The organism is Pseudomonas sp. YY-1, assembly GCF_002843095.1.
Classification (GTDB): Bacteria; Pseudomonadota; Gammaproteobacteria; order Pseudomonadales; family Pseudomonadaceae; genus Aquipseudomonas; species Aquipseudomonas sediminis_A.
The window spans coordinates 36,635-48,142 of sequence record NZ_PJLX01000006.1 but is presented as its reverse complement, the minus strand read 5'-3'; the positions used below and the strand labels follow the sequence as shown (position 1 = coordinate 48,142).

Sequence of the window (11,508 nt, the reverse complement as noted above, 5' to 3'; positions counted from 1 at the left end):
CTCGCCATCTGGCGGTTTCTGTTATCGAGGTGTCCATGAAGTCTCTGCAACTCTTCTTTCTTTCCCTTGGCCTGACTAGCGGCGGTTTTGCCTTTGCCGGCAATACCGAGGCCGGCCTGGGCGGCGCACTCGGTGGCGCAGTGGGTGCGATGGTTGGTCAGCAGGTCGGTGGCAACACTGGCGCTGCGGTCGGTGCCGGTCTCGGTGGCGCCGCCGGCAGCATGGTCGGCGCGGATCGCCGCAGTCGTACCGAAGCCGCCATTGGCGGCGCCCTGGGCGCAGCGGGCGGTAACGTGGTCGGCCAGCAGGTCGGTGGTAACACCGGCGGCGTGGTCGGTGCAGCAGTCGGCGGCGGCGCTGGTGGCGCGCTGGGCAACTACATGGGCAACGCCAGCTACGACGATGATCGTCGCGGCAAGCATCACAAACACCATGGCAAAAAACACAAGAAGCACCACAAACACTGGCGCCGTCACTGACGGATGCCTGGGGTCTGTTGGCATTTCGACGCAAGCCGCGTTGCCGCGAGAAATGGCTCCCGGTTAGGCGCAGGACGCAGGTAATGGTCATTCCCTTGCCAAGTCCTGCAACAACAGCGGGAGTCATTTCCCGCGCAACCCGAAGGGCCGGGCCAGTTTTAGCGTGGAGCGTCGTTACTCGACGGCTCATTTGGGCAACCAAACTTCGCGTCTCGTGCCTAGCTCCGCGCTAAAACTGGCTCCGGCGCGGTCGCGGCGAAACGCCAACAAACCCCATCACCCAGGGTTCATGGCGACGACCGAAGGCCACTTCGACCTGCGCCTTGAACCCTGTTTGTTCGTAGCTGCGCTCCCAGCCACGCGCTAATTCACGATAGGCGTAGGGCACACTCAGGCGGTCATTCTCCAGGCGAATGGTGGCGCCGTAACCGGCTTCAGCAGCGTGGCGATAGGGTTCGATACGCCCGGCCAGTAACACCTGACGCTGCCGATCCGGCCAACGCTGGCGCAGCACCTGCGCATCTACGCCCGCATCCACCAGCATCAAACGGCTGGCCTGTTGCTCGACGAATTGCAGGCGCCGCTGGCGCTCATCGCGCTCCTGCTGTAACACCTCGCTCTCTGGCTTGGCGCGCAATTCAGCTTCGGCCCCGCTCAGAGCCTGCCGCGCCTCCTCGACCTGACCTCGGTACAACGGTCCATCCAGCTCCAGAACCAGCCAGACCTGGCGTGCAGGCTGTCTGTTCAAGGTTTGCTCATCGGTAGCGGAGAAACCCAGCTCGCGCAGCTTGGCCTCGTCCAGCCAGGGCAACTGCCAACCATCACCGGGGCGCTGCCAGCTCAGTTGCAGACGCAGTACGCCATCGTCCTCATCGCGCAACCAGCCACCGTAAACGCGCTGCAGCTCGCGCTCGCTGAGCAGCAGTTGCGCCTCGGGCTCGCCGCTGCGGTTGTACCAGACGCCGCCCAGGGCGACAGCATTGCTCAGCAACACCACACCAAGGCCAAGCCATGCTGCCCGCTTCATTGCGCACCTCCCGGCGCGTTGCGCCGCCAGCGTTGCAACACCACCAGCAGTAGCACGGCGATCAACCCGAGCAGGAGGAAGAACAGGTAGCGCGGCAGCAACTGCCACCACCAGTCGAACAGCTTGGCGAAGAGCATGATCAACGCGAAGACCAGGCCGGTGTTGACCACCTCGCCCCAGCCGCGGCGAATGCCGAGCCATATCGTCAACCCGGCGAGGACGAAACCGAGCGCCTGGTAGAACGCCTCGATCCAGCCCGTCGGCCAGTCGAGATAGCTGCCGCCTCCCCAGTAGGACAGCACCAGCACCGGACCGAGCAGGTAGAGCAGCCCCACTACTCGGTAGCAGGCGGCAAAGCCCGAATAACGCCGCTGATCGAGCACTTGCGGCACGAGCAACAGCGCCGCCAGCGGTATGAACAGCTCCGGCCGTTCACCCAGCGACCACCAGTGCCAGCCCGCCCAATCACCCAGGCGAGCCGCGACGAACAGGCCGAAGCAGAGCAATGCCACCACCAGCAACAGACGCTGGCGGCATTGATAAGCCAATAGCAGCGCCAACGCGCCCCAGGGCAGCAGGGCCTTGTCCGACGGGGTGATATTGAAGATCTGCCCGAGCATCGACAGGTTCAGCACGAAGCAGACGAATGCCAGCACCGAGGCCAGCTTGGCGTAATAACCCGAAGTGTCGCGAGCCTGCAGCCAGAAGCAAAGCAGCAGGCTGCCCAGGGTACTGCCTACCAAGATGGCGACCTGCGCGAAGGCGTCGAACAGCCCCCAGAACTGGTAGAACAGAAAGAACAATCCGGCCGCCAGCGCCAGCGCGCCGAACAGCGAGGCCAGGCGCATCCCCAGTGAGAGCTGGCGTGCGCGAGCATCGGCGTCGATATCCAGCGACTGGCGAAAGTGCGCCAGTAATTGGCGATGATGGTCGGTGACGGCTTGTTCCTGTGTCGCGCTCAGTTGCAACACCTGCTCCTGACGCAACTCCGCCAGCTCCTCGCGGAAGGCGGCGATGCGAGCGGCACGCTGTTGCGCCTGCTCACGCTCGAGATCGGACATGGGCACTCCCTGACAAATGACTGCCCACAGCCTAGCAGGCCGGACTAGGTCGTGAGCAAGCGCTCCAGCGCAGCACGCAAGGTCTCGGGGATCGCTACTGGGCGATTACTCGTCCGGTCGACGAACACATGCACGAAGCGCCCAGCGGCACAGGCCTGATCCTCGCCGACCTTGAAAATCGCCAGCTCGTACTGCACCGAACTATTGCCCAGCTTGCCGACGCGCAGGCCGACCTCGATGGCTTCGGGGAAGGCGATCGAGGCGAAGTAGTCGCACGCCGAGCTGACCACGAACCCAACCACTTCGCCGTCATGGATATCCAGACCACCCTCGGCGATCAGGTAGGCATTCACCGCACTGTCGAAGTAGCTGTAGTAGGTCACGTTATTCACGTGGCCGTAGATGTCGTTGTCGTGCCAGCGCGTGGTGATCGGCTGGAAGTGACGGTAGTCGCTACGCAGGTGTTGGGGTTGGTTCATCGAGGGTCCTTGGGGTGGCTTCGGTGCGCGCGGCGCACCCTACGGCAGGGATAGCGGCGGCCCGGTAGGGTGCGCCATGCGCACCAACTGCAGTGAGTGTCAGTAGGCAGCCTGATAAATGGCCAGCGCCTGCTGCTCGTTCATCTCGCGCGGATTGTTCACCAACAGGCGCTGCTGCAGCATGGCGTCCGCCGCCAGCGTGGGCAACATGGCTTCGCTCACTCCGGCGTCGTGCAACCGCGTCGGCAGGCCGCTGCGCTGACTGAAGCCAGCCAGGGCCTCGATCAGTTGCTCGGTCTGCGCCGCTGCACTGCCGGCCCGCAACTGCTCGCCCAATACCAGCGGCGCCAGCTCGGCATACAGCGGCGCGGCCGCTGGTGCGTTGAACGCCAGTACCTGCGGTAGCACCAGGGCGTTGGACAGCCCGTGGGGAATATGGAAATGCCCGCCCAGGGGATAAGCCAGGGCATGCACCGCCGCCACTGGCGCGTTGGCGAAGGCCTGTCCGGCCAGGCAGGCACCAAGCAACATGGCCTGGCGCGCCTCGCGGTTGCTGCCGTTACTCACTACCTCATCGAGGTTGGCCGCAAGCAGGCGCAGCGCTTCGCGCGCCAGCAAGTCGGAAAGCGGGTTCTTCTTCAGCGCACTGGTGTAGGCCTCGATGGCATGCACCATGGCGTCGATGCCGGTGGCGGCGGTGACCGTCGCCGGCAGGCCGATAGTCAGGTCGGCATCGAGCAGAGCCAGATCCGGCAGCAGCAGCGGCGACACCACGCCCATCTTGGTGGTCTCGCCGGTGGTGACGATGGCGATCGGTGTCACCTCGGAGCCGGTGCCGGCGGTGGTCGGCACCTGGATCAGCGGCAGGCGCCGACCGCGGGCATTGCCCACGCCGTAGATCTCGTTCAGGGCCTGGGCGCAGTCAGGATGCGCCAGCAGGGCCACCAGTTTGGCCACGTCCATCGAGCTGCCGCCACCAAAGCCGACCACCAGCTCCGCCTGCAGCTCGCGGGCCTGGGCCACAGCGGCCAGCACCACGGCCTCGGGCGGGTCGGCCAGCACCTGATCGAATATCCGCACGTTCATGCCGGCGCGAGAAAAACCCGGCAGCAGCGGTTCCAGCAGACCGAGACGGGTGATACCGGGGTCGGTGACGATCAACACGCGCCGGGCGCCGCGCTCGCGACAGAGTTCGGCCAGACGCAGACTGGCGCCGAATTCGCAGAGGATCTGCGCGGTGGTGGCGAAGCTGAATGGGTGCATGAGTGCTCCTCTTTTTGTAGCCCGGATGAAATCCGAGGTTGATCGTGCAATCGGTGGCCGATGGTGCGCACAGCGCACCCTACGTACGAGGCGCACCCTGAATACGTAGGGTGCGCCGCGCGCACCAATAACCCGCGTTAGAACGCAAAACTGTCCTCATCCATGGCCATCAGGCACTGCGAACCACCCAGCAGGGCTTCGCGGTGTGCACTGGCGCGCGGCAGCACACGACGCAGATAGAAATCGGCGCTGTGCAACTTGGCCTGGTAGAACGCCGCTTCACCGCTACCCGCCTCCAATGCATCCTGCGCCCGCGCCGCGGCTTGCAGCCAGAAACCGGCGAGCAGTACATAGGCCGAGTACTGGAGAAAATCCACCGAAGTAGCGCCAATCTCCTGCGGGTCGCGCTGACAGACGGCAATCACTTCTGCGCTTAGCGCGCGCCATTCACCCAGACGAGCCTGCACGACGGTCGCCATATCCTTCAGCGTCGGGCGCTCGGCCTGGGCATCGCACAGCGCGCTGAACTCGGCCTGCAGCGCATACAGCTCGGCCCCACCGTCGCCCAGCAACTTGCGGCGGATATAGTCCAGCGCCTGGATGCCGTTGGTGCCCTCGTATAGCTGGGTGATGCGACTGTCGCGCATCAGTTGCTCCATGCCCCACTCGCGAATGAAACCGTGACCGCCATAAACCTGCACGCCATGGCTGGCTACTTCCTGGCCCATGTCGGTGAAGAACGCCTTGACGATAGGGATCAGCAACGCCGCGCGCTTGCCGGCCGCCTTGCGCGCCTCGGCCGAGTCGGCACCATGCTCGAGGTCGAGCTGACGCGCGGTGTAGGCGGCGAGCATGCGGCAGCCCTCGACCAAGGTCTTCTGGGTCAACAGCATGCGTCGCACGTCGGGATGATTGATGATCGGATCGGCTGCCTTGTCCGGCGCCTGCACGCCCGCCAGACCACGTGACTGCAGACGCTCACGGGCATAACGTAGCGCGCCCTGGAAGGCTGCTTCGCCGATGCCGAGGCCTTGCAGGCCGACCTGAAAGCGCGCGTCGTTCATCATGGTGAACATGCAGGCCAGGCCCTGGTTGGCTTCGCCTACCAACCAGCCGGTGGCGCCGTCGAAGTTCATCACGCAGGTGGAGGCGCCCTTGATGCCCATCTTGTGCTCGATAGCGCCGCAGCTCAGCGCATTGCGTTCGCCCGTCGTGCCATCGGCAGCGGCGATGAACTTCGGTACCAGCAGCAGCGAAATTCCCTTCACGCCAGCAGGTGCATCCGGCAGACGCGCCAGCACCAGATGGATGATGTTTTCGGAGATGTCCTGCTCGCCGCCGCTGATAAAGATCTTGCTGCCGCTGACTTTGTAGCTGCCATCGGCCTGCGGCTCGGCGCGGGTGCGCAGCAGAGCCAGGTCGGTGCCGGCCTGCGGCTCGGTCAGGCACATGGTGCCCGTCCACTGACCGCTGACCAGCTTGCCCAGGTACTGCTGCTTCAGCGTTTCGCTGCCGTGCCTGTGCAGCGCCAGCACGGCGCCCTCGGTCAGCCCGGAGTAGACGCGGAACGACAACGACGCGCCCATCAGCATCTCGTGAAAGGCAAAGGCCACCAGTTGTGGGAAGCCCTGGCCGCCGCACTCCACCGGGCCGGTCATGCTCGCCCAGCCGTTGTCCACGTACTGCCGATAGGCCTCGGCAAAGCCTTTGGGCGTGCTGACCTGGCCGTTTTCCAGGTGGCAGCCCTCCTCATCGCTGTTGCGATTGAGCGGCGCGACCTCGCCTGCGGCAAAGGCCGCAGCCTCCTCCAGCACGCCGTCAATCAGCTCGCGATCCAGGCCGTTGCCCAGACGCTCGCAGTGGCCGGCAGCGTCGAACAGTTCGTGCAGCACGAAGCGCATATCGCGCAATGGCGCCTGATAGCTCATACCCGGCCCTCCTGCACGTCGCTGAAGCGCTTGTTGTCGGCGGCCAGACGCTCGATCAACGCCGCCGGTTGCCAATGACTACCGAAGCGTTCGGCCAGTTGCAGCAGACGCTGACGAATGGCGCCGACGCCCTCGCCGTCGGCCCAAGCCATCGGGCCACCGCGCTCGGCAGGGAAACCGTAGCCATTTAGATAGACCAGATCGATATCGTGGCTGTTGGCGGCGATGTTCTCTTCGAGAATCTTCGCCCCTTCGTTGACCAGTGCCAGCAGGCAGCGCTCGAGAATCTCCTCGTTGCCGATATCACGGCGACTGAAGCCCAGGCGCTCCGATTGCATCTGCACCAGCCCGTCGACGACCGGGTCATGCTCGGCCTGGCGGCTGCCGGGCGCATAGAGATAGTAGCCCTTGCCGCTCTTCTGGCCGAAGCGGCCCAGTTCGCACAGGCGGTTGTCCACCTGTACCGCCGGGTCGTCCTGGCCCTGGCCGGACAGTTCACGGGCACGCCATTCCAGGTCGATGCCGACCACGTCGTACATGCGAAACGGCCCCATGGCGAAGCCGAAGCCCTGCAGCGCCGCGTCCACCTGGTGCGGCAAGGCGCCTTCGAGCAGCAGCATGCGAGCCTCACGCACGTAGGTGTGCAGCATGCGGTTGCCGATGAAACCGTGGCAGTTACCGGCCACCACCGCCACCTTGCCCATGCGCTCGCCCAGCTCTTGAGCGGCGTCCAGCACGGCTGGCGCGGTCTTGGCGCCGCGGACGATCTCCAGCAATTTCATGATGTGCGCCGGGCTGAAGAAGTGAAGGCCCAGCACTGCCTCCGGCCGCGCGGTGACGGCGGCGATGGCATCGATATCCAGCGCCGAGGTGTTGCTGGCCAGGATCGCGCCGGGCTTCATCACCGCGTCCAGCTCGCGGAAGATGCGCTGCTTGAGTTCGAGGTTTTCATACACCGCCTCGATCACCAGGTCAGCGTCGGCCAGGGCCGCGTAGCTGTCCACCGCTTCGATACGTGCGCGTCGCGCTGCCGCCTCCAGTGAATGGATACGACCCTTGGCGACGTTATGCGTCCAGGTTTCCTCGGCCATCGCCAGGCCCTGCTCGACCATCTGCGGGTTGTTGTCCAGCCACAGCACGCGCAGGCCGGCATTGGCCAGGCTGATGACGATACCGCGGCCCATGGTGCCGGCGCCGATCACAGCGGCACAGCGAAGCGGCGAGACGACTTGAGTCATTGTTGTTCCTTTCGAATACGCAGGGAAAAGCTTGGGTCACGATAAGCAAGCCGCTACTATTTTTGAAATTTAGTCTTGTGATACGACGTATTCAGCAGATGAATTTCAGCAATTTCGACCTCAACCTGCTGCGGGTGCTGGACGCTCTGCTGCGCGAGCAGAACGTGTCGCGCGCCGCCGAACGCCTGTCCCTGAGCCAGCCCGCCGTGAGCAATGCGCTGGGGCGCCTGCGCGAGCTGCTCGGCGACCCGCTGCTGGTGCGTGTGGGCCGGCGCATGCAACCGACGCCACGAGCACTGGCGCTGGAAGCCCCGATCCGCAGCGCCCTGCGCCAATTGGAACAGAGCCTGAGCGCCGGCGAGACCTTCGAGCCGGGCGAAAGCCGCCAGCGCTTTTGCATCGCCGTCACCGACTACGTGGAGCTGGTATGCATGCCGCGCCTGCTCGACCGCATCAGCCATAAAGCGCCGGGCATCGGCATCGACATTCGCCACCTCAGCCCGAGCCTGCCGATGGAGGCGCTGGACAAGGGCGAGCTGGATCTGGTGCTGGGCCGCTTCGACGAGATGCCGGCGCGCTTCGCCCGTCGCCACTGGATGAGCGAGACGCTCAAGCTGGCGGTGCGCCGCGATCATCCGCTGCTGCGCCAGGGCAACATGGATCTGGACACCTTCCTGCGCCTGCGCCACCTCTGGGTGCATGGTGGGCAGACCCGCGGCATGGTCGATCAGTGGCTGGGCGAACAAGGCCTGTCGCGGCAGATTCTCTACACCACACCGAACTACCTGCAGGCGGCACATATCGTCGCTGGCAGCGAGCTGGCGGCAGTGCTGCCCACCGCCCTCGCCCGACATTTCGCCACGCTGCTGCCACTGCAGTTGTTCGACCTGCCCTTCACCCTCGGGCCTTTCCATCTGGAGGTAGTCAGCCTGGCACAACGCCAACGCGATGCCGCGCTGCAATGGCTGATCGAGGAGATCGTCGCGGTGGCGGGATGATTACCCAGTCACCCGTCCTGTCTTTCCGCCTGCCTATCGGCGCGTCCGCCCAGATACCAACCTAACATTCCCCACAGCGCTGCACAGAGAGCACCGACCATGGCCACCAGCCAGGCGCCGTGGCCGAGCATGTCCAGCCCGGCCTTGGCCCAACCGCTGAGGGCATCGCCGCCGCGATAGACCACGGTGTCGATGAAGTTCTTCGCCTTGTACTTGCTCTCGGCGTCGAGCGGGGCGAAGAGCATTTCCCGCCCCGGTCGCACGAAGGCGTACTCACCAATACGTCGCACGATCATCAGCCCCGCCAGCATGGCGAAAGTCGGCGCCAGCGCCAGGCCGATAAAGCCCAGACACACCAGTGCCGGTACTAGCGACAGCAACACACGTACGCCCAGCTTCTGCGCCACCCGCCCGGTGATGAACAACTGCGCAGCCAGGGCACCGGCCTGCACAACGAAATCAATCACACCGAACACCTTCACCTGGGCGGCGCGATCGGGGAATAGCTCGGCCACCAGGCGCGCCTGCTCGAAATAGAGAAAGGTGCTCACCGAGGTGAGCAGCAAAATGAACGCGCCGATACCCAGCAGATAACGCGAACCGAGCATACGCGTCAGCCCGCTGAACGGATTGCCTGGGACTGGCCTGCGCGGGCTCTCGTTGGCTAGCGCCCCTGACCGCCCGGCGCCCTGGCGCTCGCGCCACTCCATCAGGTGACGCTTGAGCGCCATGGCCGCACCGAGCAGCACGGCAGCCATCAGCATCAGGCCGGACTCACCGATAGCGCCGATCAAAACAGCGCTCAACAGCGGCCCACAGAGCCCACCGACGCTGGCACCCGCGGCAATGAAGGCGAACAGCCGCCGCGCCTGGGCGCCATCGAACACGTCGGCCATCAGACTCCAGGCCACCGAGATGACGAACAGGTTGTAGACCGAGATCCACACGTAGAACACCCGCGCCAGCCATACGCTGTCGTGGTCGATGCGAAACAGCAGGACAAAGGCCAGCAGGTTGAGGCAGAAGAAGCCGTATACCCAGTCGATGAAATGGATACGCGGGACTTTCGAGTTGAGCCAGGCGAACAGCGGCACAGCCAACAGCATGACGACGAAGGTCGCGGTGAACAGCCACTGCAGATTGTTCACACCACCAGTGATGCCCATCGCCTCACGGATCGGCCGCAACATGAAATAGCCGGCGAACAGACAGAAGAACAAGGCAAAACCGGCCAGCACCGCAGCCAGCTCCTCACCTTCGGCATTGATCGCACGCGCCAGGCGCCGAGTAAGCGCCTGCATCTCAGGCGAACAGCTCGATGATGCGCTGGCGCTGCGCCGCGTCGGGTAGGCGGCCCTGGCCGGCGAGAATGTTGTCAGCCATGTAGCGCGGATTGGAGGTGGCCGGGATCACCGCCGTTACCGCCGGGTTGGCAAGGATGTACTTGAGCATCAGTTGTGCCCAGGACGTTGCATCGAGCTCCACCGCAGCCCAGTCCGGCAGGCTCTTGCCCTTGACCCGATCGAACAGGGCCGAGCGCTGGAAAGGCCGGTTGATCAGCACTGCGATGCCCTTGTCGGCGCAGTATGGCAACAGCTCGCGCTCGGCGTTGCGCTCGCCGATGGAGTAGTTGAACTGGACGAAATCCACCGGTTCCTTGCGCAGCACCTCGAGCAAGCGCTCGTGGGCGGAATCCAGATAGTGAGTCACGCCGATGTAACGTACCCGGCCCTGTTCTTTCAGCTCGCGCAACAGGCCAAGCTGAGAGCTGGTGTCCTGCAGGTTATGCACCTGCATCAGGTCGATGGTGTGGGTCTTGAGCGCGGCGAAACTGGCTTCGACCTGCCGCTCGCCAGCAGAACGCCCGGTGGAGGACACCTTGCTGGCCAGAAACAGTTTTTTGCGCATGTCGCCTTCTGCGGCCAGAGCGCCACACACCGCTTCGGCCCGCCCGTAGCTGGGCGCGGTATCCACCAGGCTGGCGCCACCGTTGACCAGCGCCTGCAACACCTCACGCAAGGGCTGTAGCGCCTCGTCGCTCATCGCCACATCGTGGGTGCGTGAGGTACCCAGACCGATCACCGGCAGCAGTTCACCGCTACTGGGAATCGCCCGGCTCAGCAGTGTTTCGGCGGCGAAGACGGAGGACGGTAACCAGGGCATCAGGACAGCTAACGCTGCCAGACTGGCGCTACCTTGCAGGACTCGGCGACGAGTAGGCATGACGTGGCTCCTCTAACAGTGACCGGTTGGTTATAGGCACTGACCGCGTTCAGACCAAGGCGTTACAACCGTTACCGATTCGCTATCGACCGAGAAAGACAGCAAGGGAATCCGCCGGAGGCCGGCAGTGACGGGCGCAAGAGGGGAAATACGGCAGGCTACGGACGCAATATCCGGTAACCAAAAACGCCGCTGCGCCAGGCGGGATAACGGCGCAGCGGTCGGGAAACAGTTATCAGGCTGCGCGCGAAGAAGAGTCGCTGATCAGCATGCCATGGGAGACGAGAAAGCAGCGATGACCGTTCTGCAGGGTCAGGGGGCTGCGACTGGCGATCACCCAGCCTTTGCTCAATAGCTGCTCGATATGCGCACGCAGTGCGGGCAGGTGGCGCTGTTCCTTCATGGCCGACTCCTCATGTAATGGGTGACCCTGCACCCAGTGGCTCATCCGTGACACATATCGCAAAATGGTAGTGGCGCAATGCCAGGAAAGAAAGCGGCGCGATTATGTAATTTCTTGTAGGACATTCGCTATACCCCCGTCACATCAGGGCTGCGCTGACTCCGCTTGCGGCTCTTTCCGAGGGGTGGAAAACATCAGCTAATCGTCTTCCAGTTTGCCGTAGTGCAGCAGTGCCAGATCGGGCAGGTAATGCTGGAGCAGATTCCATGGCATGCGCTTGCCCTGCGTTGGCAGCAGGTGCAAAGCCTGCGCGATACGGGCCATCAGCAATGGCCTGCGGGGTCGCTCGGGAAGAGGCGCAGAACCTCGAGTGAGCGCCACGACTGGCCTCAGGCGCCCGAGCAGCGCT

12 protein-coding genes are annotated in these 11,508 nt (G+C 64.2%); 2 read left to right on the top strand and 10 right to left on the bottom strand.

Annotated features, from left to right (window positions below):
• The first annotated feature begins 35 nt into the window (after positions 1-35).
• Positions 36-479: a hypothetical protein gene (locus tag CXP40_RS10305; protein WP_099522908.1), complete on the top strand. Its 444-nt coding sequence runs from the start codon at positions 36-38 to the stop codon at positions 477-479.
• 229 nt (positions 480-708) lie between these two features.
• Here the strand turns inward: CXP40_RS10305 and CXP40_RS10300 are convergent, their stop codons facing one another.
• From CXP40_RS10300 to CXP40_RS10275, 6 genes are all read right to left on the bottom strand, one after another.
• Positions 709-1,506, bottom strand: coding sequence for a DUF4824 family protein (locus CXP40_RS10300; protein ID WP_106733632.1), 798 nt, complete (start codon positions 1,504-1,506; stop codon positions 709-711).
• On the bottom strand, positions 1,503-2,567 hold the full coding sequence (locus CXP40_RS10295) for a DUF2157 domain-containing protein (RefSeq protein WP_106733631.1): 1,065 nt from the start codon (positions 2,565-2,567) through the stop codon (positions 1,503-1,505). Before CXP40_RS10295 ends, CXP40_RS10300 begins: the two co-directional genes overlap by 4 nt.
• Positions 2,568-2,611: 44 nt before the next feature.
• Positions 2,612-3,046: a thioesterase family protein gene (locus tag CXP40_RS10290; protein WP_106733630.1), complete on the bottom strand. Its 435-nt coding sequence runs from the start codon at positions 3,044-3,046 to the stop codon at positions 2,612-2,614.
• Between the two features lie 99 nt (positions 3,047-3,145).
• The gene (locus tag CXP40_RS10285; RefSeq protein ID WP_106733629.1) at positions 3,146-4,309 is read right to left on the bottom strand and encodes an iron-containing alcohol dehydrogenase; all 1,164 of its coding nucleotides are present in this window, start codon (positions 4,307-4,309) and stop codon (positions 3,146-3,148) included.
• A gap of 137 nt (positions 4,310-4,446) precedes the next feature.
• Positions 4,447-6,237 (bottom strand): acyl-CoA dehydrogenase C-terminal domain-containing protein, encoded by a 1,791-nt coding sequence (locus CXP40_RS10280; protein WP_106733628.1) that lies wholly within the window; start codon positions 6,235-6,237, stop codon positions 4,447-4,449.
• A complete protein-coding gene (locus CXP40_RS10275) occupies positions 6,234-7,475 on the bottom strand; it encodes a 3-hydroxyacyl-CoA dehydrogenase (RefSeq protein WP_106733627.1) in 1,242 nt (413 codons plus the stop codon). The genes CXP40_RS10280 and CXP40_RS10275 overlap by 4 nt, the downstream gene beginning before the upstream one ends.
• 98 nt (positions 7,476-7,573) lie before the next feature.
• Here CXP40_RS10275 and CXP40_RS10270 point away from each other — a divergent pair, with 98 nt between their 5' ends.
• Positions 7,574-8,473, top strand: a complete 900-nt coding sequence (locus CXP40_RS10270) for a LysR family transcriptional regulator (RefSeq protein WP_106733626.1) — start codon at positions 7,574-7,576, stop codon at positions 8,471-8,473.
• A gap of 8 nt (positions 8,474-8,481) precedes the next feature.
• Here CXP40_RS10270 and CXP40_RS10265 read toward each other — a convergent pair whose 3' ends face one another.
• The 4 genes from CXP40_RS10265 to CXP40_RS23965 all read right to left on the bottom strand — a co-directional run bounded on the left by CXP40_RS10265 (position 8,482) and on the right by CXP40_RS23965 (position 11,423).
• Positions 8,482-9,774, bottom strand: coding sequence for an NTP/NDP exchange transporter (locus tag CXP40_RS10265; protein ID WP_106733625.1), 1,293 nt, complete (start codon positions 9,772-9,774; stop codon positions 8,482-8,484).
• 1 nt (position 9,775) lies between these two features.
• Positions 9,776-10,696 carry an aldo/keto reductase gene (locus CXP40_RS10260; protein WP_106733624.1) on the bottom strand — a complete coding sequence of 307 codons (921 nt, stop codon included), beginning with the start codon at positions 10,694-10,696 and terminating at the stop codon, positions 9,776-9,778.
• A 235-nt stretch (positions 10,697-10,931) separates the two neighbouring features.
• Entirely contained in the window at positions 10,932-11,099 is a 168-nt protein-coding gene (locus CXP40_RS23825; protein ID WP_177429652.1) for a hypothetical protein, read from the bottom strand.
• Between the two features lie 198 nt (positions 11,100-11,297).
• Positions 11,298-11,423: a hypothetical protein gene (locus CXP40_RS23965; protein WP_256579274.1), complete on the bottom strand. Its 126-nt coding sequence runs from the start codon at positions 11,421-11,423 to the stop codon at positions 11,298-11,300.
• Positions 11,424-11,508 lie beyond the last annotated feature (85 nt).

What these genes read in the sequence shown, in the direction of transcription:
- CXP40_RS10305 (WP_099522908.1), top strand. Translation starts at nt 36, where the DNA reads ATGAAGTCTCTGCAACTCTTCTTTCTTTCCCTTGGCCTGACTAGCGGC.
- CXP40_RS10300 (WP_106733632.1), bottom strand. Translation starts at nt 1,506, where the DNA reads ATGAAGCGGGCAGCATGGCTTGGCCTTGGTGTGGTGTTGCTGAGCAAT.
- CXP40_RS10295 (WP_106733631.1), bottom strand. Translation starts at nt 2,567, where the DNA reads ATGTCCGATCTCGAGCGTGAGCAGGCGCAACAGCGTGCCGCTCGCATC.
- CXP40_RS10290 (WP_106733630.1), bottom strand. Translation starts at nt 3,046, where the DNA reads ATGAACCAACCCCAACACCTGCGTAGCGACTACCGTCACTTCCAGCCG.
- CXP40_RS10285 (WP_106733629.1), bottom strand. Translation starts at nt 4,309, where the DNA reads ATGCACCCATTCAGCTTCGCCACCACCGCGCAGATCCTCTGCGAATTC.
- CXP40_RS10280 (WP_106733628.1), bottom strand. Translation starts at nt 6,237, where the DNA reads ATGAGCTATCAGGCGCCATTGCGCGATATGCGCTTCGTGCTGCACGAA.
- CXP40_RS10275 (WP_106733627.1), bottom strand. Translation starts at nt 7,475, where the DNA reads ATGACTCAAGTCGTCTCGCCGCTTCGCTGTGCCGCTGTGATCGGCGCC.
- CXP40_RS10270 (WP_106733626.1), top strand. Translation starts at nt 7,574, where the DNA reads ATGAATTTCAGCAATTTCGACCTCAACCTGCTGCGGGTGCTGGACGCT.
- CXP40_RS10265 (WP_106733625.1), bottom strand. Translation starts at nt 9,774, where the DNA reads ATGCAGGCGCTTACTCGGCGCCTGGCGCGTGCGATCAATGCCGAAGGT.
- CXP40_RS10260 (WP_106733624.1), bottom strand. Translation starts at nt 10,696, where the DNA reads ATGCCTACTCGTCGCCGAGTCCTGCAAGGTAGCGCCAGTCTGGCAGCG.
- CXP40_RS23825 (WP_177429652.1), bottom strand. Translation starts at nt 11,099, where the DNA reads ATGAAGGAACAGCGCCACCTGCCCGCACTGCGTGCGCATATCGAGCAG.
- CXP40_RS23965 (WP_256579274.1), bottom strand. Translation starts at nt 11,423, where the DNA reads ATGGCCCGTATCGCGCAGGCTTTGCACCTGCTGCCAACGCAGGGCAAG.